22 protein-coding genes are annotated in these 23,284 nt (G+C 73.3%); 10 read left to right on the plus strand and 12 right to left on the minus strand.

Annotated elements, in window-relative coordinates:
• The 3 genes from panD to E1165_RS19765 form a co-directional block, all read right to left on the minus strand.
• A partial coding sequence (gene panD, locus E1165_RS19755) for an aspartate 1-decarboxylase (protein ID WP_132393276.1) occupies positions 1-423 on the minus strand: 423 nt, incomplete at its 3' end.
• A 28-nt stretch (positions 424-451) separates the two neighbouring features.
• Positions 452-1,300: a pantoate--beta-alanine ligase gene (gene panC, locus E1165_RS19760; protein ID WP_132393277.1), complete on the minus strand. Its 849-nt coding sequence runs from the start codon at positions 1,298-1,300 to the stop codon at positions 452-454.
• On the minus strand, positions 1,297-2,256 hold the full coding sequence (locus E1165_RS19765; RefSeq protein WP_132393278.1) for a Rossmann-like and DUF2520 domain-containing protein: 960 nt from the start codon (positions 2,254-2,256) through the stop codon (positions 1,297-1,299). Before E1165_RS19765 ends, panC begins: the two co-directional genes overlap by 4 nt.
• Positions 2,257-2,490: 234 nt before the next feature.
• Between E1165_RS19765 and E1165_RS19770 the strand changes: the two genes are divergently transcribed.
• Complete coding sequence (locus E1165_RS19770) at positions 2,491-3,594, plus strand: SAM-dependent methyltransferase (RefSeq protein ID WP_132393293.1); 1,104 nt, start codon at positions 2,491-2,493, stop codon at positions 3,592-3,594.
• Complete coding sequence (locus E1165_RS19775) at positions 3,582-4,751, plus strand: NADH-quinone oxidoreductase subunit D (RefSeq protein ID WP_207916964.1); 1,170 nt, start codon at positions 3,582-3,584, stop codon at positions 4,749-4,751. Before E1165_RS19770 ends, E1165_RS19775 begins: the two co-directional genes overlap by 13 nt.
• An 11-nt stretch (positions 4,752-4,762) precedes the next feature.
• On the opposite strand, the gene E1165_RS19780 is transcribed toward E1165_RS19775, so the two are convergent.
• The 8 genes from E1165_RS19780 to folP all read right to left on the minus strand — a co-directional run bounded on the left by E1165_RS19780 (position 4,763) and on the right by folP (position 10,987).
• A complete protein-coding gene (locus tag E1165_RS19780) occupies positions 4,763-6,289 on the minus strand; it encodes a hypothetical protein (protein ID WP_207916965.1) in 1,527 nt (508 codons plus the stop codon).
• Between the two features lie 127 nt (positions 6,290-6,416).
• On the minus strand, positions 6,417-6,917 hold the full coding sequence (locus tag E1165_RS19785) for a hypothetical protein (protein ID WP_132393280.1): 501 nt from the start codon (positions 6,915-6,917) through the stop codon (positions 6,417-6,419).
• Positions 6,918-6,979: 62 nt separating this feature from the next.
• Positions 6,980-7,285, minus strand: a complete 306-nt coding sequence (locus tag E1165_RS19790; protein ID WP_132393281.1) for a hypothetical protein — start codon at positions 7,283-7,285, stop codon at positions 6,980-6,982.
• A 60-nt stretch (positions 7,286-7,345) separates the two neighbouring features.
• Entirely contained in the window at positions 7,346-8,563 is a 1,218-nt protein-coding gene (locus E1165_RS19795) for an ABC transporter permease (RefSeq protein ID WP_132393282.1), read from the minus strand.
• Positions 8,564-8,662: 99 nt separating this feature from the next.
• A complete protein-coding gene (locus tag E1165_RS19800) occupies positions 8,663-9,151 on the minus strand; it encodes a DUF3180 domain-containing protein (RefSeq protein ID WP_371687366.1) in 489 nt (162 codons plus the stop codon).
• Positions 9,152-9,195: 44 nt separating this feature from the next.
• On the minus strand, positions 9,196-9,723 hold the full coding sequence (gene folK / locus E1165_RS19805; RefSeq protein ID WP_132393284.1) for a 2-amino-4-hydroxy-6-hydroxymethyldihydropteridine diphosphokinase: 528 nt from the start codon (positions 9,721-9,723) through the stop codon (positions 9,196-9,198).
• On the minus strand, positions 9,720-10,079 hold the full coding sequence (folB, locus tag E1165_RS19810) for a dihydroneopterin aldolase (RefSeq protein ID WP_132393285.1): 360 nt from the start codon (positions 10,077-10,079) through the stop codon (positions 9,720-9,722). The genes folK and folB overlap by 4 nt, the downstream gene beginning before the upstream one ends.
• Complete coding sequence (gene folP / locus E1165_RS19815) at positions 10,076-10,987, minus strand: dihydropteroate synthase (protein ID WP_207916966.1); 912 nt, start codon at positions 10,985-10,987, stop codon at positions 10,076-10,078. Before folP ends, folB begins: the two co-directional genes overlap by 4 nt.
• A gap of 355 nt (positions 10,988-11,342) precedes the next feature.
• Here folP and E1165_RS19820 point away from each other — a divergent pair, with 355 nt between their 5' ends.
• The 7 genes from E1165_RS19820 to E1165_RS19850 are packed head-to-tail and all read left to right on the plus strand — an operon-like array spanning position 11,343 to position 19,921.
• Positions 11,343-11,657, plus strand: coding sequence for a hypothetical protein (locus E1165_RS19820; protein ID WP_132393295.1), 315 nt, complete (start codon positions 11,343-11,345; stop codon positions 11,655-11,657).
• A 12-nt stretch (positions 11,658-11,669) separates the two neighbouring features.
• Positions 11,670-12,032: a hypothetical protein gene (locus E1165_RS19825; protein ID WP_088976442.1), complete on the plus strand. Its 363-nt coding sequence runs from the start codon at positions 11,670-11,672 to the stop codon at positions 12,030-12,032.
• 49 nt (positions 12,033-12,081) lie between these two features.
• Entirely contained in the window at positions 12,082-15,621 is a 3,540-nt protein-coding gene (locus E1165_RS19830; RefSeq protein WP_132393286.1) for an ATP-binding protein, read from the plus strand.
• Between the two features lies 1 nt (position 15,622).
• Entirely contained in the window at positions 15,623-17,578 is a 1,956-nt protein-coding gene (locus E1165_RS19835) for an MFS transporter (protein WP_132393287.1), read from the plus strand.
• Complete coding sequence (locus E1165_RS19840; RefSeq protein WP_132393288.1) at positions 17,575-18,132, plus strand: hypothetical protein; 558 nt, start codon at positions 17,575-17,577, stop codon at positions 18,130-18,132. Before E1165_RS19835 ends, E1165_RS19840 begins: the two co-directional genes overlap by 4 nt.
• Positions 18,133-18,140: 8 nt before the next feature.
• Entirely contained in the window at positions 18,141-19,322 is a 1,182-nt protein-coding gene (locus E1165_RS19845) for a M23 family metallopeptidase (RefSeq protein WP_132393289.1), read from the plus strand.
• Complete coding sequence (locus tag E1165_RS19850) at positions 19,319-19,921, plus strand: hypothetical protein (RefSeq protein WP_132393290.1); 603 nt, start codon at positions 19,319-19,321, stop codon at positions 19,919-19,921. Before E1165_RS19845 ends, E1165_RS19850 begins: the two co-directional genes overlap by 4 nt.
• Positions 19,922-19,925: 4 nt before the next feature.
• Here the strand turns inward: E1165_RS19850 and E1165_RS19855 are convergent, their stop codons facing one another.
• Positions 19,926-20,351, minus strand: coding sequence for a hypothetical protein (locus E1165_RS19855; RefSeq protein ID WP_371687365.1), 426 nt, complete (start codon positions 20,349-20,351; stop codon positions 19,926-19,928).
• A gap of 335 nt (positions 20,352-20,686) precedes the next feature.
• Between E1165_RS19855 and E1165_RS19860 the strand changes: the two genes are divergently transcribed.
• The gene (locus tag E1165_RS19860; RefSeq protein WP_132393292.1) at positions 20,687-23,245 is read left to right on the plus strand and encodes an FtsK/SpoIIIE domain-containing protein; all 2,559 of its coding nucleotides are present in this window, start codon (positions 20,687-20,689) and stop codon (positions 23,243-23,245) included.
• The last annotated feature ends 39 nt before the right edge of the window (positions 23,246-23,284 follow it).

Raw genomic sequence — 23,284 nt, forward strand, 5'->3', positions numbered from 1 at the left:
GTTGAGGAGGGCCAGGGGGTTGGGGACGGGAGCACCGGCGGTGCCGGGAGCCGCGGTGGCGGGGTCGGCGTTCAGGTCGACCACCCGGTTGTCGGCGTCGACGTGTACGACCCGAGGCTGGTAGGTGCGGGCCTCGGCGTCGTCCATCTGCCCGTACGAGATGAGGATGACCAGGTCACCGGGGTGCACCAGGTGCGCGGCGGCACCGTTGATGCCGATCACGCCGCTGCCCCGCTCACCCGGGATCACGTACGTCTCCAGCCGAGCCCCGTTGGTCACGTCCACGATCGCGACCTGCTCGCCGGGGAGCAGGTCGGCGGCGTCGAGGAGATCCTGGTCCACGGTCACCGAGCCGACGTAGTGCAGGTCGGCCTGGGTCACCGTGGCCCGGTGGATCTTCGACTTGAGCATGGTGCGGAACATGGGTTCCTCTCAGCAGGTGGTGGGGTGGTCAGGAGCGGGGGGCGAGCCGGATCGCCATGTTGTCGATCAGCCGGGTGCCGCCCACCCAGGCCGCGACCAGCAGCCGGGCCGGGCCGGAAACCGGGCCGGGTTCCAGCTCCGGATCGGTGAGCACCAGGTAGTCCAGTTCCGCACCCACCCCGACGTCGGCGAACGCCCGATGGGTGACCGCCAGCACCTCCCCGGCGTCCGCCCCCTCCTCGGCGGCGGTCGCGCCGGCCCGCAGCGCGGCCGACAGGCCCGACGCCGTCCGCCGCTGCTCCGGCGAGAGGTAGCGGTTGCGGCTGGACAGGGCCAGGCCGTCCGGCTCGCGGACGGTCGGCACGCCGACCACCTCCACCGGCACGTCCAGGTCACGGACCATCCGCCGGACCAGGGTGAGCTGCTGGTAGTCCTTCTCACCGAAGAAGGCGAGCCGCGGGCGGGTGAGCTGGAGCAGCTTCAGTACCACGGTGAGCACCCCGTGGAAGAAACCGGGCCGGCTGAGCCCCTCCAGATCCTCCCCGAGCTGGCCCGGGTTGACCCGTACCGCCGGCTGCCCGTCCGGGTACATGTCGCCCACCGACGGCGCGAACACCACATCCGCCCCGGCCCGGCGGCAGACCTCCAGGTCCGTGTCCAGGGTGCGCGGATAGCGGTCGAAGTCCTCGTTCGGCCCGAACTGCAACGGGTTCACGAAGATCGTCACGAGCACGTGGTCGGCTCGCTCCCGGGCGGCCCGGATCAGCGCCTCGTGCCCCTCGTGCAGCGCGCCCATGGTCATCACCACGCCGACGGCGCCCGGCAGCCCGTCGCGGACCTTCGCCAGCGCCGCCCGGGTGTGCACCAGTTCCGTCATGCCGCCACCTCCGTTCCGGCCAGTACGTCGAGCAGCGGCTCCGCGTCCACCGGCCGCAACCGGCCCGCGGCGATCGCCCGGTCCGCACTACGACGGGCCAACGCCAGATAGGGGGCCACGGATTCCGGCGCGGTCTCCGCCAGCCGGGCCAGATGCCGGCGTACGGTGCCCGCGTCGCCCCGGGAGACCGGCCCGGTCAGCGCGTCGTCGCCGAACCGCAGCGCGTTCTCCAGGGCCGCCCGCAGCAGCGGCGCGAGCACCTTCTCCGGGCTGGTCACCCCGGCGTCACGCAACCGGTCGGCGGCCTCGTTGACCAGGGTCACCAGGTGGTTCGCGCCGTGCGCCAGCGCCGCGTGGTAGAGCGGCCGGTCCGCCTCGCCGATCCACTCGGGCACCCCGCCCAGGTCGGCCACCAGCCGCGCGGCGAGCGGGCGCAGCCCGGCCGGAGCGGTTACCCCGTACGAGATGCCGGCGAGCCGGCCGAGGTCGTCCGGCGTACCGGTGAAGGTCATCGCGGGGTGCAGGGCCAGCGGGTAGGCGCCCACCGCGGTGGCCGGATCCAGCACGGCCAGCCCGTGCGCGCCGGAGGTGTGCGCGACCACCTGGCCGGGGCGCAGCGCGCCGGTCTCGGCCAGGCCGGCCACGACGGCTGCCAGCGCGTCGTCCGGCACGGCGACCACCAGCAGGTCGGTGGCGGCGCGGGCCACCGACGTCGCGGAACGGTTCCGGGCGCCGGGCAGCAGCAGGGCGATCCGGGCCTTCGCGGCCCCGGAGACGCCGGACGCGGCGACCACCCGGTGACCGGCGGCGACGAGCGCGGCGCCCAGCACGGCGCCGACCCGGCCGGCGCCGACGACACCGACGGTCAGGCAACGGGGGAAGGCGGTCGGGACGGCACCCGGCGGTACGGCGGCCCCGGGCGGGGCGGCCGGACGCGGGCGCGGCGGTGCGCTCATGGCAACGATCCAGTCCTCGAAGGGGGTACCGGTCGACCGCAAGTATGCGCCGGGGTTGAGGAGCCGAAACAAGGGTGTGTGAAATCGTTCACCGAGCGGGCGACCGCCCGGTGGCGCGGCCGGTCCGGTGGCCACCGCCGCAGGCGAAGGAACCGGCCTTCGGCACCCCCGACCCGTCGCGTACCGGCTGACCGTAGGGTCGGCACGGTGACGCGCTGGACGAGGAACGAACTGATGCCGATGCGCTGGCGGGACGCCATGGACCGGGCCCTCTACGGGCCGGACGGGTTCTTCGTCGCCGGGGCGGGGCCGGCCGCCCACTTCCGGACCAGCGTGCACGCCTCCCCCGTCTTCACGGCGGCCCTGGCCCGGCTGCTCATCGAGGTCGACGCCGCCCTCGGCCACCCCGCCCGGCTGGACGTGGTCGATGTCGGGGCCGGACGCGGCGAGCTGCTGGCCGCCCTCCTCCAGGCCGTCGGGGCGGCCGGGGAGCCGCCCTCGTCCGGGCGGGGGCCCGGGGAACCGGCCGGGCCGTCACCCTCCACGCCGCCGCTCGCTGCCCGGGTACGACCCATCGCGGTCGAGAAGGCTCCCCGACCCGACCGCCTGCCCCGGCGGATCGGGTGGGTGGGCGAGATCCCCACCGGGATCGTCGGGCTGCTGGTCGCCACCGAGTGGCTCGACAACGTGCCGCTCGACGTGGCCGTGCGGACCGCCGGCGGATGGCGTTACCTGCTGGTCGACCCGACCACGGGGATGGAGTCCCTGGGCCCGCCGGTCGACTCCGCCGACCACGACTGGCTGCACAGGTGGTGGCCGGCGCCGCCGGCCGAAGCGGACGGCACCGGCCCGGAACCCGTGACGGGGGCGAGAGCCGAGATCGGGACGAGCAGGGATCACGCCTGGGCGCAGGCCGTACGCCACGTCGACCGGGGACTCGCGTTGGCCGTGGACTACGGGCACCTGACGGCGGAGCGGCCCCTCGGCGGGAGCCTGACCGGGTACCGGGATGGGCGGCAGGTGCCCCCGGTGCCCGACGGCTCCTGCGACGTCACCGCGCACGTCGCCATCGACTCCGTCGCCGCCGCCGGACAGCGGGTCGCCCGGTGTGCGTACACCCTGGTCCGTCAGCGGGAGGCGCTGCGGGCGCTCGGGACCGGCGGCACCCGGCCACCACTCGGCCTGGCCACCCGTGACCCCGCCGGGTACGTGCGGGCGCTGGCCGCCGCCTCGACGGCGGCCGAACTGACCGACCCGGCCGGCTTCGGCGGGCACTGGTGGCTGCGGCAACCGGTCGGCGTCGGCCCGGCACCGTTCGTGGCACGATGGCGGGCATGACCACCGACGCCGGCGACCTCCGCGAACTGACCGTCGGCACGGGCGCCGGCGGGGAGCAGCTCGGCACCGACATGGTGCTCAACATCGGGCCGCAGCACCCCTCCACGCACGGCGTGCTCCGGCTGAGGCTGGTGCTCGACGGCGAACGGGTCGTCGCCGCCGAGCCGATCGTCGGATACATGCACCGGGGCGCCGAGAAGCTCTTCGAGGTCCGCGACTACCGGCAGATCATCGTGCTCGCCAACCGGCACGACTGGCTGTCCGCCTTCTCCAACGAGCTGGGCGTCGTGCTCGCGGTGGAACGGCTGATGGGCATGGAGGTGCCGGAGCGGGCCGTCTGGCTGCGGATGGCGCTGGCCGAGCTGAACCGGGTGCTCAACCACCTGATGTTCCTCGGCTCGTACCCGCTGGAGATCGGCGCGATCACCCCGGTCTTCTACGCCTTCCGGGAACGGGAGACCATCCAGGCGGTGATGGAGGAGGTCTCCGGCGGCCGGATCCACTACATGTTCAACCGCGTCGGCGGCCTCAAGGAGGAGGTGCCCGCCGGCTGGACCGGCCGGGCCCGCGCCGCCATCGACGAGGTACGCCGCCGGATGCCCGACCTCGACCACCTCATCCGGCGCAACGAGATCTTCCTGGCCCGCACCGTCGGGGTGGGCGTGCTCTCCGCCGCCCAAGCCGCCGCGTTCGGCGCGTCCGGCCCGGTCGCCCGGGCCTCCGGGCTCGACCTGGACCTGCGCCGCGACGAGCCCTACCTGGCGTACGACCAGCTCGACGTGCCGGTGGTCACCCGCACCGCCGGGGACTGCCACGCCCGCTTCGAGGTGCTGCTCGACCAGGTGTACGCCTCGCTCGACCTCGCCCGGCAGTGCCTCGACCGGGTGGACCGGCTCACCGGCCCGGTGAACACCCGGCTGCCGAAGGTGGTCAAGGCTCCCGAGGGGCACACCTACGCCTGGACCGAGAACCCCCTCGGCATCAACGGCTACTACCTGGTGTCACGCGGCGAGAAGACGCCATGGCGGCTCAAGCTGCGCACCGCGTCGTACGCGAACGTGCAGGCGCTGGCCAGCCTGCTCCCCGGCTGCCTGGTGCCGGACCTGATCGCGATCCTCGGCTCGATGTTCTTCGTGGTCGGCGACATCGACAAGTGAACCGGCGGCCGTCAGCCCCAGCGGCTGCCGGCGCGCGGGCCGTCCTGCTGCGGGTAGCCGTACTGCCCCTCGCCGCTCCACTGCGGGTGACGGGACTCCGGCTCCGGCGCCCGCCACGCGTCGACCGGTTCCCTCGGCGCGGGCACCCGCCACTGCCCGACCGACTGCTGACCCCACTGCCCCTCGGCCGGCTGTGGGCCCGCCGTGTTCCACTCCTGCGGCAGGGGCGTCCCGCCCTGCGGCAACGCCGGCCGGTCCGCCGGCTCGGCCCAGCCGCCACCCCACTGCCCGGCCGGCTGGTGGGGCTCGTCCTGCCGCACCGCCGCCCAGCGGTCCTGCACCCGGAAACCGGCGCCGTCGGGGTACGTCTCGGCCCGGCGCTCCCCGACCCGCACCTCACGGGCGTGCCCGTCGTCGCGGACCTCGGCCCAACGGTCACCGACCTGCGCCCCCGACCAGTTCTGCTGCTCCGCCGGATACGTCCCGCCCGCCCAGGGCTGGTCGGTCCGGGCCTCGGCCCGCCCGTCCCAGGGCCGTTCCTCCGGCGTCCCGGCCGTCCACGGCCGCTCGTCGGGCTGGCCGCCCACCCACGGCCGATCTTCGGGCTGGCCGCCCACCCACGGCCGCTCGTCGGACCGGCCCGCGGCCCACGGCCGCTCGTCGCGCGGGGCGGACCAGCCCGGGTCGTCACGCTGGCCGGCCCGGGAGCCCTCCGGCTCAGGGGCGTTCCAGGACGGCTCCTCCGCGCCGGACGACCACCTGCCCGCGTACCCGCCGTAGCCGCCCGCCACCCCGGGATCGGCACCGTCGACCACGGTGTGCCGGGTCGTCACGCGCACCGTCTCGGTGTGCCGCAGCACCGGACGGCCCTGCGGCTCCGGCGCCGGACGGGCCGCCCCGTACACCCCGGCGGACGCCGCGGCGGCCGGTCGGTCGTGCCCGTACCCGCCGGCCTGACCGGAGACCGGCCCACCGCCGACGACGCCGTACCGGCTGCCGGCCGGCTCGTCGTCGCGGTCGGCCGCCGCCCCGTTCCAGGTCGCGGGCTCCTCCACCGCGCGGCGTCGCCCACCCTGCGGGTCGTCCTGGGGTTCCGGTGCCGGCACCCGCGCCCGGCCCGTCCCGGCCGGCTCCTCCACCCCGGTCAGTCCGACGGCGGCGACGATCCCCGCCGCGGCGGCGTCGAGACGTCGGCGCAACGCGTTGACCTGGTTCTCCACCCGCTGCGCCTGGTCGAGTGCCTGGTTGCCACGCTGGGCGGCCGCCACGATCTCGGAGCGCAGTTCCCGGCGCAGCTGTTCCAACTCGTCGAGGACGTCCACGCCGTGCGGCTGGCCACCCGAGTCGCCCCGCAGCGCGATCGACAGACCGATCAGGACCACCGCCATGATCGCCAGCACGGCGGCGAACCGCAGCGGACCGTTGCCGTCGGCGACCAGCAGGATCAGTGCCGCGACCGGCGCGATCGCCACCCCGATCCAGAACAGGACGGTCAACAGCTGGGGGTGGCGCTTGTCGATGAGGGCCGGGGCAGGCATGGCTTCGGAGCCTACCGACAGATGCCCGGAGTGGGAACGGCCCGCACCCGGGGATCCGAGTTGGGTGACAGCTCACCGCGCGAGCCGGTTCACATGAGGACGGGCACGTCCCGCCGTCGCCGGACGGTCAGGCCCGGCCGCCGAGGCTGGCCAGTCCGACGATCCAACCGGCGAAGAAGCCGTACGTGGCACCCGTCCCCGTGGTCTCGAAGTCGGCGAGCAGCGTCCCGCCGGAGGTCAACAACGCCGCCAGCAACGTGCCCACCGCGCCGGCGAGGACGTACGCGGCCCAGCCCGAGAAGAACTGGCTGAGCGATCCCTGCACCCGCGCCACCTGCGAGGTGGGCAGCAGGTAGAGGAAGGTCGCCGCGAAGACCACCAGCAGGATGGCCCGCAGGTCGGTGGCGAGCACGCCCTGCCCCGGTTCGACGGACTCGAGCCGCCAGGCCGGCCAGGCCAGCAGCCGCAGGAACCAGCCACCGGCCGAGGAAGGGGCGGTGTGGGCCTCGGCCCAGTCGACGTACCAGGGGCTGCCGCAGACCCCGACCAGGATGAGCGCGGCGACGGCACCCGTGCCGGCGGCGGTGCCGTACCCGCTGGCGGTCCGGGAATGGTTGGTGACGGCCATGCGGCCGGAAGTTCCCGAGCCACCCCGGCGGGCAAACCTCCGCCAACCGGCGGCGCGACCGCTCAGTGCTTCATCAGGTAGTCGATGAACGCGGCCCGCAGCAGCGGCGCCGACTCCTCGTAGCCGTGGCCGGCCAGCTCCCGCCACAGCGCGGCGGCCTCGTCGATGGTCGGCCCGACCGAGTTGGGCGCCCCGTCCAGAGCGGCAGCCTCGTCCGCGTCGGGCAGGTGCCGCAGCACCGACCAGAAGAAACCCACGTCGCGTCGGGCCCGGGCCAGCGCGAACGCCTGTTCCCGCAGCTCCTCCGTGGAGAGTGCGTCGAGCTCGGCGAAGGCGCGGCCGGTGCCGGGGGAAGGAGTCTCGGTCATGCCCGCGAGCCTATCCGGCGAGATCAGGTCCGGCCCGCCGGACGGGGCCGGCCGACCCCGCTACCGGTCGCGGTCGTCCCACCGGCCCGGCCCGGTCTCCCAGTGGGGGGCGTCCCACGGGTCGCGGGGCGTGTCGGTCGTCGGGGTCGGCAGCGCGGGCGTCCAGGAGTCGGTCCGGCCCGGGCGGACCAGCGACCACCCGGAGCTGATCGTCCCGTCGGCCGCCGGGGCGAGCTCGGCCGCCTGACCGGCCGTCGTACGGGGCCGGCCGAACCTCTCGACCAGTCGGGTCACCGCCAGCCCGACGGCCAGTGCCGCCGCGCCGACGGCCCACCGGTCCAGGGACCGGCCCTCCGCGGCCGCCAGAGCGAGGACGACGACGACCAGGCTCACCGCGAGCAGGGTGCCGAGGATCCCGCCGCGCCGACCGTACGCGCTGGTGCCGCCGAGCAGCGCCACCCCGACGGCCAGCGTCGTCTGGTCCAGCCCCGGCTCCGGTACGACCGGCCCGGTTCCGTTCGCGGCGAGCAGCACCCCGGCCAGCAGGGCGAGCACGGTGGAGCCGACCAGCGCCGTCGCGGTGACCAGGGCCGCCACCACGCCGCGACGGCGGGCCGGGTCGGCCACCGGCCGGAACCGGCCGACCATCCGGCGGACCGCCCGGATCGCCGCGAAGAGCCCACCCAGCACCGCGACGGCCGCGAAGCCGGCGAAGAGCTGGAACGCGGCCCGGCGTACGTCGTGGTCGCCCTGCACCGTCACCGGCGCGGTACGCCGCTCGATCCAGACGACCACCGCCGCCGCGGCGGCGAGGCTCGCCGCCCAGCCGGGCACGTGCAGCACCACCACGGCGAGGGCCAGGGCGAGCCCGCCGAGCCCGGCGACCACCAGGGCCGGCACGAGCGCCTCCCGCAGCCCCCGGTCGCCCTGCTCGGCGAAGTGCAGTGCCGCGGCCACCGCGACCGGACCCACGGCCAGGTTCACCGCCGCGGTCCGCAGGGTCAGGCCGACGGCGAGGGCGAGCAGTCCGAGGGCGACCGCGTCGACGAGGAGGGTGCGCAGGCTGTCCCCGCGCAGCGCGTCGGCGTCGGCCCGCGCCAGCAGCACGACGAGGGTGGCCAGTCCGGCCAGGAGCAGCCCTTCCCAGACCAGGTGCACACCGATCCGGTCCCGGCCCGGCTCACCGTGGGCGGGGTCGTCGAAGGCGTTGCCCGGTCCTGCGGCGGGCACACCCGGCGGCTGCGTCGAGGAAACCTGACCCGGCTCGTCGTACGCCATACCGCGCGCCTCCCCCCGCCGGCCGTCCCCGTCGACGACCGCGTGCTCTCCGGTCGCCAGGGACGGTACCTGCGCGCGCGGCCCCGCGTAACCCTCCGCTCAGCGACGCGGCGTTCGGCTGTGCCGGTCGCCGGGTTCCCGGTCCTCGTCGTCCTCCTGCTCGGGCACCCGGCAGGCGCGTTCGAGCCAGAGCGCCGCGGCGACCAGGGCGAGCGCCGCCAGCAGCCCGGCGCCGGCGGCGGGCCGGTCGTTGACGGCGGCGTTGGTGTCCTCGATGAGGAGCCAGCCGGTGAGACCGGCGTAGAAGCCGGCGAAGATGGCCCCGGCCAGCGCGGAGGCCTTGGCCAGCACCACGAACCGGGCGACCAGCAGCGGGTTGACCGGCTCGCGCCCGGGTCGGCGCTCGATCCGGCTACGGGTGTTGACCGCGGCGTACGCCTCCAGCACCGCGAGGGTGGCCAGGGTGACCACCGGCAGCCAGGGCAGGCCCGACCCGAGGTCGCCGTAGAAGGCGCTGATCAACAGCCAGGCGACGGCCGCGGCGGCGAGCGCGGCCACCACCAGGGTGGAGATCCGGGTGGGCCCCATCCGGAAGCGGTCGGGGTCGCCGCCACGCGGGGTCTGCGCCTGGGTCATGTGTCCGACTCTAACGCCAGATCCGGACGAGGGCTGAGTTCCAGGGCGTCACCGGCGAGCGGCTCGGCGTTGAGCAGGTCGGTGAGCCAGCCGTGCCCGGGCAACCGGCCGTGCGGTTCGATGTCGATCCACGGCCGGAGCACGAAGGCCCGCAGGTGGGCGCGGGGGTGCGGGAGGGTCAGTTCCGGGTCGTCACTGAGCACCGGCTGACCGGCGTCGTCCCAGACGGCGACGACGTCGACGTCCAGGGTGCGTGGCCCGAACCGGCGCTGCGGGTCACGGACCCGACCGGCCGCCTCCTCGGCGGCCCGGGCCCGCGCCAGCCAGTCCCGGGCGGTCGCCGCCGGGTCCACGACCAGCACCGCCGCGTTGAGGTAGGCGGGCTGGTCCGCGTCGCCCCACGGCGGGGTCTCGTACACCCCGGAGACGACCCGTACGGTGTCGCCGAACGCGGCCAGGGCGGTGCGCAGGTGGGCCGGGCGGTCGCCGAGGTTGCTGCCGATCGACAGCACGGCCCGGGTCAACGGGCCCGTCGCATGGTGACGGCGACGTCGGCGAAGGCGTGCGGGATCGGTGCCTCCGGCTTGTGCACGGTGACCGTCGCGGCGGTCACCCGGGGTTCGGCGAGGCAGACCGTGAGCAGCCGGTCGGCGAGGGTCTCGATCAGGTTGACCGGCTCGCCGGTGACCACGGCGACCAGCCGCTCGGCCAGCTCGCCGTAGTGCACGGTGTCGGTCACCTCGTCGGAGCGGGCGGCCGGGGCGAGGTCGAGTTCGAGTACGGCGTCGATGACGAAGTCCTGCCCCTGGGCGCGTTCGAAGTCGTAGACCCCGTGCCGGCCGCGTGCCCGCAGGCCGGACAGCTCGATCCGGTCGGTCATCGGGTTCCCCCGGCGCGGCCGGCGGCCGGGTCCAGGTCGGCGTGTCGCCCCGGTCCGGCGGCGGTCACCCGGGCCAGGCGGGGGCGGCCGGTGGCCGCCCAGACGGCGAGCGCGTCGACGGTGCCCCGGACGTCGTGCACGCGTACCCCCCAGGCGCCCGCGGCGACGGCGAGCACGCTCGTCGCGGCGGTGGCCACCGCCCGGCCGGTGGTGGGGCGGGGGGTGCCGTCCGGGCTGGCGAGCAGCTGGCCCAGGTAGGACTTGCGGCTCGCCCCGAACAGCAGCGGGAAGCCGAGGTCGACCAGTTCGGGCAGGCGGGCGCTCAGTTCCCAGTTGTGCGCGGCGGTCTTGGCGAAGCCCAGCCCCGGATCGACGATGATCCGGTTGGCCGCGACCCCGGCGGCGAGCGCCGCGTCGACCCGCCGGCCCAGCTCGGTCCGGACGTCGGCGACCACGTCGGTGTAGGTGGCCAGGTCCCGCATGTCGCGGGAGTGGCCGCGCCAGTGCATGAGCACCCAGGGGCAGCCGGCGTCGCGGACCACCCGGGCCATGTCCGGGTCGGCAAGGCCGCCGGAGACGTCGTTGACCACGGCGGCCCCGGCGGCGAGCGCCGCCTCGGCCACCGAGGCGCGGCTGGTGTCGATGCTGACCGTGACGCCGGCGGCGGCCAACTCCCGGATGACCGGGACCACCCTGGCCGTCTCCACGGCGGCGGCGACCCGGTCCGCGCCCGGGCGGGTGGACTCGCCACCGACGTCGACCAGCCGCGCCCCCTCCGCCCGCAGTCGCACCCCGTGTGCGACGGCGGCGTCGAGGTCGGAGTAGAGACCACCGTCGGAGAAGGAGTCGGGCGTGACGTTGAGGACACCCATCACCACCGGGGCCTCGGCCGGTACCAAGTCGGTCACGACCAGACAGTACCGGGCGGGTCGGGCCGGTCCGGCGAGCCCCGCGCGGCCGGCCGGAACCGGAGGCCGACATGCGGATTGGAACAGGTGTACGATCGGTCGTCCACACTGTTTCGGGGTCACTCTTCGCGGGTTGTCGCAAAGGAGGGCGGCCCGTACGCTGTGGAATTGCCCAGCATCGAGACGGCGAAGCCTGGAGGGAGGGCCGAAGCGGGAAGAATCCCCCCAAAGTTCACCACCCTCCGTGGTGGACGACGAACGCAGCGTCGCCAACGCTGCGCACAGTGAGCAGTTCCCGCCAGGCTTGCCCACCGCACCGCCGCGGCACCGCCGGCCGCGTTATGGGGAGGTTCCAGTGATCGCCTTCGAGCTCATGGAGACGGCGTCGTCCGGCGTCGTGCAGGCGCTGCACGCCCTGGCGTCGGCTCCGCTGGCCGAGCCGGCCCCCAAGGGCATCGACACGAGCGGCGTGGTCACCTTCTTCGCGAGCAAGATCGCGCCGATCCTGCTCGCGGTGCTCGGCGTCATCTTCATCGGCCGGGCCAGCCGGGGCGAGATCTCCAAGGTGCTGACGAGTTCCGCCATCGCGATCGTCGGCCTGGCGTTCATCGCCGGCGCGGCCACACTCTTCTTCGTGGGCGACTACCTGATCGATCTGATCTTCGAATAGGCGCGGGCACAGATGCGGCTACGCACCGACGACGACATCTACCGGGCCCGACTGGTCTACCTCGGACCGCCCGGCTACACCCTTCCCGTCCACCTGCCGTACGCCCAGTACGGCCTGTTCATGCTGCTCGTGCCCCTCTACATGTTCATCCACTGGTTGTTCACGTTGCAGGTCGAGCTCTTCCCCGCCTGGGAGATCGCCCTCGCCATCGTGACCACCTCGTTCATCTTCCGGTACGTCGACCCGGACCGGCCGGCGCGGATGGTCATCCGCACGGCCCTGACCGACTGGCGACGCACCCGGGAGCCGGCAGCCGAGCAACGCGACCCCCGCCTGGTCGGCAGCCGGATCAGGATCCGGGAGGAGCTGGCATGACCGGGCGCACGCCGATCGGGCAGTCGAACCACGCGGGTGAGGCGGTCGCATGAGTCGCTCTTCCACGCCGGGTTTCCCGGCCGGACGCCATGGCGCCCCACACGGTAACCGTGCGCGGTCGCTCGACTACCCCCAGCAGGAGCTGCCGGACGAGGAGGCGTACGACCCGGCCCTCGCCACCGGCTCCCGCACCGGCGTCGGCGTCGGCGTCTTCCAGGCACCCCGCCCGGCCGGCGGCGGGGGCACCCCGCCCGCCGAACCGACCACCCCGATGCTGACCGGGGACGGCACCGACATCGACTCGCCCTTCCTCGACCTCTTCGGCGGTGCCGGCCCGGCGACCCGACCGGCGACCCGTCCGGCCCTGCCCGCACCACCACCGCACCGCCCCGCCGGCCGGGAGCACCCGTCGATCCCGCATCAGCCGGTCGCCCCGCCCGTGCCCACCATCGGGACGGAGCCGCCGGCACCCGCGATCGAGGTGGCACCCCCGGCCAGCCGGTCGGGCCGTACCCGCCTCCCGCAGCAGCCGGGCGACCGGCTGCCCGCCGTCCGCCCGACGACCGAGGCCGGGACGCCACCTGAGCGTCCGGTGGAGACTCCGCCGCAGCGGTCACCCCGGCGCGTGCCCAGCGAGCCCGCCGGCGAACCGCTCACCGCCCGGGAGGCCGCCGAGCGGATCCGCCGCGAGGCCACCGAACGGGCCCGCCGCCAGGCCGCGGAACGGGCGGCGCGACAGCCGGCCGGCTCGGCCCGGCCCGAACCCGTCGCGCCGACGCCCCCCGTGCCTGTCGCACCGGTCTGGCCCGAGGAGATCGAGCCGGTGCGGGTCGAGGCCGAACCGGTCCCCGCCCCCACCGACGCCGGCCAGCCCGACGCCACCGGAGCCGGGAGGCGCGAGCTGACGACCGGGGCGATCCCGCAGGCGCCCACCGAGCGGGTCTCCCGCGAGCTGGTGCCGCCGCGCCAGCGTGGGGCGAGCCGACGCGACACCCCGACCAAACCAGTCCGGGTACGCCCACCGAAGATCAGGTTCGGCGACCGGGACCCGTCGATCGACCTGGCGATCACCGAGATCGCCGGACACCTGACCTTCACCCCGAACACCGTCACCGCCTGGTACTGGCTGCCCGAGGTGCGCTGGGCGTTCCGCCCGGACGCCGAACGGGAGGCGCTGCTCTCCGCCATCTCCGAGCAGTACGCCGGCCTGGCCGGGTTCCGACTGCACCTGCGCCGCACCACCCGCCCCTTCCCGGCCGACGAGTGGGCCCGCACCATCGACGCCCACACCACCTCGCCGCTGCCCGACGTCCCGGGCACCGCGGGCTGGGCCGACCACCTGGTGGCCGCCCAACGGCACCTGATGTCGGTCAACCACGCCGAGGGGCAGACCTACCTGGGCGTCACCTTCGCCCGCCGGTCGCTCGGCGACTCGCTCACCGAGCGGCTGTTGCGGGTCTTCGGCCGGGGCACCGCCGACGGCGAACGCCGCAAGCTGGGCCGCACCGTCGAGCAGTTCGACGAGGTGCTCGCCGCGTTCGGGATGCGCGGGCGCCGGGTGACCGCGCAGGAACTGGAGTGGTTGCTCTACCGCTCCGTCGCGCTCTGCATGGCCCCACCCGGGGTGCTCTCCCCGGTCACCAACGGCCGGTGGGAACGGGGTGACCTGCTGGCCCTCACCGAGCAGGTCGAGCGCTACCGCACCCCGTACGGCTCGACGTTGAAACTGGTCAACCGGATGACCGGCGAGGAACGGCACGTCGCCGTACTCGCCGTCGGCCGGATGGAGCCGCTGGAGATTCCCGAGCGGCACGAGCCCTGGCTGCACTTCCACGAGCGGTTGCCGTGGCCGATGGAGATCTCCACCCGGGTGGACATCCTCGGCCCCAACGACTCCTTCCGTAATCTCGAACACCGGCTGCGGATGATCCGCTCCCAACAGCTCGACTACGCCGAGCACGGCATCGACGCGCCGCCGGAGCTGGAACGGCTCGCCAAGCGGGCCCTCGTGATCGGCGACGAGATGACCACCGGCCTGCCGGTGGACTCCGCCCGCGCCCACGGCTGGCACCGGATCGCGGTCGGCGGACGGACCAGGGAGGAGTGCCTGGAACGGGCCCGCCGGCTCATCCAGCTCTACTCCCGCGAGCTGCGCATCTCGCTCCAGCACCCCAAGAACCAGGACTGGCTCGCCCGCGAGTTCATCCCCGGCGAGCCCATCGCCAACACCGGGTACGTCCGCCGGATGCCGGTCAACCTGCTGGCCGCGGCGCTGCCACAGGCCGCGTCCACGGTCGGCGACCGCCGCGGTGACCTGATCGGCCGGACCGCCGGCACCTGCCGGAGGCCGGTCTTCCTCGACCTGCACTTCCCCATGGAGGTGCGGGAACGCTCCGGCCTCGCGGTCTTCGTCGCCGAGCCGGGCGGCGGCAAGTCGACCCTGCTCGGCGCGCTCGGGTACCTGGCCGCCCGGCGGGGTGTGCAGGTGACCCTGCTCGACCCGTCCGGTCCACTGGCCCGGCTCTGCGCCATGCCGGAGTTGCGGCCGTACTCGCGGGTGCTGAACCTGACCGGTTCCGAGCCGGGGACGCTGGCCCCGTACTCGCTGATCCCGACACCGCTGCGCAGCGAGTTCGGCAGCGGGGCGGCGGGCGACCGGGAGTTCGAGATCGCGGTCTCCAACGCCCGGGCCGAGCGCCGGATGCTGGTACAGGACATCTGCATGATGCTGGTGCCACCACAGGTGGCCCGGGAGGCGTCCACCGCCACCCTGTTCCGACACGCGGTACGGCAGGTGCCGGCGGAGGAGACCTCCACCCTGGACGACGTGGTCGCCTGCCTGCAGGGGATGGACGACGACGCCGGGCGGGAGTTGGCCAACCTGCTGCTGGACACCGCCGAGATGCCGCTGGCGATGCTCTTCTTCGGCCGCCCGCCGGAAGGGCTGCTCGGCGCCGACGCGGCGCTCACGGTGATCACCATGGCCGGCCTGCGGCTGCCCGACCTCAAGATCGAACGCGAGTACTGGTCGGCCGAGGAGGCCCTCGCGTTGCCGATGCTGCACACCGCGCACCGGCTCGCCGTCCGCCGCTGCTACGGCGGCTCGATGTCGTCGCGCAAACTGGTCGGCCTGGACGAGGCGCACTTCATGGAAGGCTGGCGCTCCGGCCGGTCGTTCCTTGTCCGCCTGGCCCGCGACTCCCGCAAGTGGAACCTCGCCGCCCTGGTCGCGTCGCAGAACCCGAAGGACATCCTCGGCCTCGACGTACAGAACCTCGTCTCCACCGTCTTCGTCGGCCGGATCGCCGAGGACACCGAGATCGCCTCCGAGGCGCTGCGGCTGCTTCGGGTGCCGGTCGACGACGGGTACGAGGCAACCCTCGCCTCCCTGTCCGCCGTCGACGCCACCTCCGCGGCCCGGCTCGGCTTCCGCGAGTTCGTCATGCGCGACGTCGACGGGCGCGTGCAGAAGGTTCGCGTCGACGTGTCGTACGTGGAAGGGCTGCTGGAACACCTGGACACCACCCCCGCCACGGCCGCCCAGGCGGCCGGGCAACTGCCGACCGTCCTGGCTGATCTGGAGGCGTGACATGGCGAGGGCCCGGGCACGGATCACGGCGCTCCTCCTCGCACTCGGCGTACTCGCCGGTGCCACGATCGCCTGGCCGGTGCTCGCCCCGACACCGGCGCTCGCCGCCCCGGCGTCCGTTCAGGTCCAGGCTCAGGCTCAGGCGAGGGCGGAGCTGTGCAGCACGAAGGAGTGGCAAGCCGACTTCCGCGCCTGCGTGCGCAAACTCGAGGACGTTGGCTCAGCCAGGATGGAATGCCTTGAGCCACCCACGCCGGACACCCCTGACGCCGGGCTGGCAGGTTGGTTCGCAAGTGCGCCTCCCGCCGGGACCGACGGCGTGGCAGGCCGCTACAGCCTCTATGGCTATGCCGGGTACAGCTACGACACCTACGACCTTGGCTGCGGCGCCTCGGTACTTCACGCGGACTACAAGTTCACCACCACCGTAGCCAATGGTGAATTCATGATCGCCACTGCTGTGATTGGCGCATCGAACGCCGTTCGTGAACGCGCATGGAACCCGCGTTCGATGTGGGACTGGGCGAACCCGTTGGTAGAGCAGGCAACAAAGGCCGTCTACCAGAAAGTGTTCAGCGTCTTCGGCATCATCACCCTCTGCGTCGTTGGCCTCTATCTGCTGTGGCGGTCTCGACAGTCGGACATGAGCAGCGCGATGACCACGGCTGGATGGGCTGTGCTGGTCATGGTGGCGGTAACCGCCCTAGCCGCGTGGCCAGTTAAATCGGCCAGCATCGCCGACGGGACTCTGATCGCCTCCCTCGGCGTCGTCCATGATGCGGTAGGCCCTCAGGCAAAGGAGCCTGAACCGGGACGTTGCATCGACCACAACCCCGCTCGGTGCAAAGACCTGCGGCTTCCTGCCGTACGAGCGAGCGACACGGTCACCGAGACGATGCTCTATCGCAACTGGCTGCGTGGTGTGCTCGGCTCGGCCGACAGCGAGACGGCCAAGAAGTACGGGCCTGCGTTGTACGACGCACGGTCGCTCACATGGGGAGAAGCCAAGTCCATTCGCGCCAACCCGGCTACGCGTCCCACAGTTGTCGCAGCCAAGCAGCAACAGTGGATGAAGGTCGCCGAGCAAATCAAGACAGAAGACCCGGAGGCATACGAGTATTTGCAGGGCACACGTGACATGGATCGAATCGGGGCTGGTTTCATCGCCGTCTTGGCCGCCCTGCTGTTCGCCATGTTCGATCTCACCGCGTCGTTGCTGGTGCTCCTCGGCTTTCTGATCTTCCGGTGGGCGGTCATCGCCGCACCGATCCTCGGCACCATCGGCCTGCTGAGGCCGGCCAGCGCCGGCCTGCGTCGACTCGGCAACGCGGTCGTCGCCGCCGTCTTCAACATCGCCATCTTCGGCACCGGTGCGGCGATCTACCTCTTCGCCGTCGATTTGATCATGAGCACACCGACCCTGCCGGGCTGGCTCCAGGTGGTACTCGTCTGGCTCTGCGGCGTGGTGGGCTGGCTGCTGTTGCGCCCGTACCGGCGGATCACCCAGCTCGGTGGCAAGGACGGCAGCGAGGCGGTCAGCTCCGCCGGGTCGTGGCACCGCCGCTTCTTCCGTGACATGCGGGTCGCCGCTCGGCTCGACGTGGCCGAGCCGGGAGGCACGGCCGAGCCCGCTCTCGCCCGACGACGCGGCCTGGCTCTCGAACCGTCAACGATGCGCCCCGAGGCCCGAGGCGAGGACCCGTCCCACTCGACAGCGAGCAGCGAGGTTCGGGAACGCCCCGACGGACGAGAACGCCCCGACGAGACGGACCACCCGCAGGACGCCCGCAGGACGGCCGGGAAGCCACCCGCTCCCCGGCCCCGTCGCCAGCCAGCTAGCTGGACGGATCCGGATGTACCGGAGGAAGCGCCCTCCTTCGTGGTCTACCGGCCCGACTCCGCAGAGCGGGCGCCGGCACCCAAGCCGGCCCCCCGGGTGCGTTCAGAGGCCCGGTGACGGCAGTGCGGCGGGCACTCGAATCCCTGTTCACCCGGGTCCTCCGGTCCCGGGTCGGCATCGCGGTCATGATTGCCGTACTGGTCTTCGCGGTGATCGGGTCCGCCCGGTTGTTGGCTGGACACGGCGGCACAGACATCGGGCTCACCAGCGCGCCCCGAGAACCCATTACCACCGTGCAGCCGCATGAAGGCGACGACGGCGTCATCGGGATGCCTACGCCGCAATCGCCGAAGACCTTGCCCGGCGAGCTGACTCCGGAACAGACCGCCACCCGCTTCGTCACGGCCTGGCTGAGCGGGTCTGCCACCACTGGCGACAACTGGAGGGCTGAACTACGCCCGCTCTCCACACCGAACCTGATGGACAAGCTAGCCGGCACCGACCCAGCGGGCGTCCCCGTAGTTCGTATGGCCGCTGAGCCCATCGTCCGGCCCCGTACCGAAACTTTCACGGAGGTACTGGTGCCCCTCGACGCGGGACGGCTCCGGCTCGAGCTCGTGGCACCCCGGGGACGATGGCTGGTGGACGCGGTGGACTGGGAGCGGGAATGACGAGCCAGATGCCAACGGTTGACCAGCCGCGCCGGCACCGGCTCCGAATCGGTGCTTTGGCCACCGCACTGACGGCGACCTTCGCTCTTCTTTGCTGCGGGGGAGGCAGTGCAGCTTTCTTCCTGACTGGCTTGGGTGACGAGCAGCAGAATCTGATCTCCAACGAGTTGGACTGCAAGAAAGACCACCAGGTGACGCTCAACGGCACTCTGCCCCGGATGGGTCGCTATGGTCAGAGTCAGATGCGCAACGCCGCAGTCATCATCAAGGTCGGTCAGGAGATGAAGGTTCCTCCTCGGGGCTGGGTGATTGCAATCGCAACAGCGATGCAGGAGTCCGGCCTACGGAACCTGGCGAACAGCACCGTGGTGGGATCCCGGGACATTCCCAACGAGGGCGTCGGTCGTGACCACGACTCGGTCGGCCTGTTCCAGCAACGCGCCGGTTGGGGCAGCGTCGCCCAGCGAATGACGCCCGAGTACGCGTCCCGAAAGTTCTACGAGAAGCTGCTCAAGGTCGACAACTGGCAGCAGCTGCCACTGACCCTGGCCGCCCAGAAGGTGCAGATCAGCGCCTACCCGGACGCGTACGCCAAGCACGAGGAGGTCGCGAGCCAGATCGTCAACGTCCTCGCCCGTGGTGCGGCCAAGACCGTCCAGATCGGGAATCGCACCCTCTGCGACCAGGCCTCGGGCGACAACATCGCCGCGTCGGGGTGGACGGCCCCGATCCCGGGCAGGGTGGGCTCCGGTTTTCGCACCGCGAGTCGACCCCGCCACAACGGGGTGGACATCGCCGCCCGCAAGGGCACCCCGATTCACGCCGCCGCCGCTGGACGGGTGCTGGTGGCCCGGTGCGATCCCGACCACAACGGCCGCCGGGACTGCGACGTCGACGGTTCCCCCGCAAAGGGCGGTTGCGGTTGGTTCGTCGACATCCTGCACGCCGGCCGATACGTCACCCGCTATTGCCACATGGTGGAGAAGCCACTGGTGGTTCCCGGCCAGGCGGTGAAGGCCGGTGAGGTCATCGGGCGGGTCGGCAGCAGCGGTAACTCCTCCGGGCCCCACCTGCACTTCGAGGTGCACCGGGACGGCGACCGTTCCTCGCTGGGCGCCATCGATCCGGTGCCCTTCATGCGGCAGCGGGGGGCGACCCTGACCGCGTCGGCGAGGATCGTCCAGCAATGAGCGGTCCGCTCCCGGATCCGTTCGCCGGTCAGCCTGACTGGGCGCCCCGGCCGCCACGTCCGGTGGAGATCGTGTCCGCCACCGGCCGGGTGGAACTGCGCGGCCGGCGGGTGCTGGTCGGACTGCCCGGCCTGGGCTGGCGCGGCGACCTCCGGGCCGACGAGCGGGTGGTACAGGGCAGCCGCACCTATGTCCCGGTCATCCCGGAACACGAGTGGTACCGCGCCGAGTCGGACCAGGTCGAGGTCTTCGCGCCCCTGGTACCCGTCGAACGCGTATGGGTGGAAACCATCGGTGACTTCCCCTCGCGGCAGACGCCACACACCGACCCCGGCATCCGACTGGTCTCCCTCGACGGGCCCACCCACCGGTCACCTACCCCCGCGTTCGAGGCCGACTCCGTCGGTGGCCGGCGGGTGGTACATGTGGAGGACGGGGTCGAGCATCGGGACCTACGGGCGGTGACGGAGACCTACTCCGGCGCCGACGGCGACATCTGTGTCCGCGTCACTCCGGAGTTGGAGTGGTACCGCTGGGCCTGGCGCGGTCAACCACCCACCACCCTGGAGGTGCCGGTGCACCTACTGTGGATCGAATGACGGTCTATGCCGGCGCCCCCGAGCAGACTCGCCACCCCTCCTTCTGCTCCAACAGCTCGAATCGCCATCTGTCCGTCAAGCTCTGCTGCACTCCGTCGAGCGTGGCGCTCCTCCTGATAAGGGCAATGACGCTGGCGGACGAAGAGCCGGTCTTGGTGACTACGACATCTTCGATGTTGATCGAGAACGTCGTGTCAAGCTCCCGTTCCCGGCTCGCGATCTGGTCTCTGAACTGGTCGACCGCAGGAAGCGGACCGGCGCAGGTAAAGAGGCTCGCCTTGTTGTCGTCGCGGAACACCAGGATCGCCTGCAGGTAGTTGACGACCACCACGTCAGGCGCGCTCCGGTCGGGTGCCGTGGCCCGGTCGTACAGCACGTAACCGACCGCCGCCCCGCTGAGGCAGAACAACGCCACCGCCGCCGCGACCACACTCAGGACGGTGCGGACCCGCCGCCGCTTCGGAGGCGGCGACGCCGGGGCGGTGGCAGGTGGCGCCAACTGCTCCGAAGGGGTCCGCTGTGCCGGTACGCGGGAGACCTGGGAACCGGCGGGGGGCTGCACTGATTCCACCCCCTGAGGCTATCGGCTGAGCCCCCCGTACCCAATGCCCCAGATCCTGCGCATGGTGACAGGACAACCCCGGGACGTGAGAGCTCCGCACCATTTGCGACAAGCCCGGCGCAGCGCCGCGCAGCTTCCCGGGTGTGCGGCCCCACCTGGGATACGGTCTGCTCTCGGGGAGGTTTCCAACCTCGGAAAGAGGGGTGGACACGGTGGCCGGTCCGAAGGGTCGCACGAACCGTGCCGCGGCCCTGCACCGGCGGGCCGCCGCCACGGCCGCCGCTGCGGCCAACGTGCTCGACGAGATCCGGCCTGCCCCGGCCGACCAGCGCCGCCAGTACGAGCTGGCGGACCGGCTGCGGAACGCCGCGGCACGGCTGGCTCCGGGTTGGGCCGGGGCCGGGCTGGAATCGCTGTCGCCGGACACCCCGGCCGGCGAGGAGAACCCGTCCTTCGTCCGGGTCGGCACGGCCGCCCCGTTGGACGACGCCCGTTTCCCGGCCCTGGTGCCGTTGCTGGGTACCGGTCACCTCACGCTCGACGTCGATGCCCGGGAGCCCCGGGCGGTGGGGTTGCTCCGGTCCGTGCTGTTGCGGCTGCTGGCGGCGACGCCAGCCGGTTGTCTGCTGGTCCGGGCGGTGGACGGGGTCAGTGGGGGTGACACGTTCGCGCCCTTCGCGGCCCTGGCCGACGCCGGGCTGCTGCCGCCGCCCGCGGTGGACGTGGCCGGCCTGCGCGCGGTGCTGACCGAGGCCGAGCAGTGGGTTTCTCCCGGTGCCGGCCGTCCCCGCCGGCACGACCGTACGCTGCTGCTCGTCGTCGCCGGGTTCCCGGAGCACACCACGACCGATGACCTGGCCCGGGTCGAGGCCCTGGCCGGGGCGGGTCGGCAGGCTGGGCTGCACCTGCTGGTCGCCGGCTGGCCGGTGGCCGGCCGACCGCCGCTGCCGCGGGCCACCGGGCTGGCGCTGCGCACCGCGTACGCGCTGCTGGGGGATCCGCCGGACAGTCCGTTCAGCGGACCGGGCACCGAGTCCGGCGGCGGGCTGAACTCTCCGGTGTTCGTGGACGAGGATCCGGGAGCCGAGCTGATCGGGACGGTCTGCCGGCGGTTGGCCGAGCAGATCGAGGCCGGTTCCCGGTTGGGCCTGGCCGACCTGCTGCCGGCGGAGACGGAACCGGTCTGGCAGACCTCGTCCACGGCGGGACTCTCCACCACGGTCGGCGACGCCAACGGCCGTCCGGTGACCGTCGGTTTCACCGAACTCACCCCGCACTGGCTGGTCAGTGGCCGCTGCGACGCGGGCCGCGCCGCGTTCCTCACCACCGCGCTGCTCGGTCTCGCCGCCCGGTACGGCCCGGACGAGCTAATCCTGCACCTGGTGGACCTCGGGAACAACGAGTCCTTCGTGGAGTTCCTGCAGACCGAGCGGGACCGGACCTGGGTACCGCAGGTCCGGTCGGCGGCGATGGCGGCCGACCCGGAGTACGTCCGGGACCTCTTCGACCAGTTGACGGCGGAGGCCCGGCAGCGGGAGGAGACAGCGGCCCGGGCGGGCGGGCAGCGCTTCGCCGAGCTACGGGAACACCAGTCGCTCCCACGCGTCGTCTGCGTGATCGACAACTTCCCGTTGCTGCTGGCCGACCGGGATCCGGTCGCCGCCGACGTGCTGGCCCGGCTGGACGGGCTGGCCCGCGCCGGACGTGCGTACGGCGTCCACCTGGTCCTGTCCGGTGCCGGTGATCTGGGCATCGGGGCGGGCGCCGCACCCCGCGACTCGGTGCTGGGGCAGTTCCCGGTCCGGGTTGCGCTCTCCGGGGGCGGCGCGGTGCTGATGCCGACCAACGACTCGGCCGCCGGACTGGCGGTGGGCAGCGCGGTGGTGAACACCGCCGGGGGTCTGGGTGGGCCGCGCGGCGCGACCCGGGGTCATGAACGCCTCGTGCGGTTCCCGGATCCGCACGACGATCCGGGGACGGTGGAGCGGCTGCGGCACCGGCTCTTCGCGGCCCGTCCGGAGGGCGCGGTCCCACCGGTGGTCTTCGCCGGTTGGGCCCGGCCGCTGCTGCGCAACGATCCTCGGCTGCGGGCCGCCCTGGCGGGGCGGGCCGGTGGGCCGGCGGCGCTGCTCGGCCGGGCGGTGGACGTGGCCCGGACCACGGTCGCCGTGCCGCTGGGTGCGGTGGCGGGGCGCAACCTGGCCATCCTGGGTCCGGGCGCGGAGGCGGCCGGTCTGCTGGTGACCGCCGTCCGGAGCACCGCCGCCCACCACGCGCCGGGCAGCGTCCGGTTTGTCCTCGCGCCGCTGGCCGACGGCTCCGCCTCGCTGGCCGCCGGTCTGGCGGCGGAGTTGGCGGAACGGCACCGGGTGGAGACGGTGGACGGTCCGGGCCTGTCGGCCGCGATGGACGAGGGCGGGCCGGCGTACCTGGTGGTGTTCGGGGTGGACCTGGCGCGGCCGGCGAACCTGCCGGCCGAGCGGCTACGCGCCCTGCTGCGGGACGGGCCGCCGGCGGGGACGCACCTGTTGGGCTGGTGGCGTGCGGTGCCGCCGTTCGCGGCGCTGCTGGAACCGGAGGGCGCGGTGGACAAGCTGGCGGCCGTCGTGGTGGTGGACGTGCCGGGGGCCATGCTGGGCGGGGTCTTCGGCCGCCCGGTGGAGTGGCGGCCCCGCCCTGGCCGGGCGGTGCTCTTCGACAGCCCGGGTGAGCGTGGCGTTGTGCTGGTGCCCTACGCCGCCGATGGGCAGGGGCGGTCATGAACGGCGCGGCGGGGACGGCGGGACCGCACGGAGCGGGGG

It is taken from the genome of Micromonospora sp. KC723, assembly GCF_004348595.1.
Taxonomy (GTDB): Bacteria; Actinomycetota; Actinomycetes; order Mycobacteriales; family Micromonosporaceae; genus Micromonospora.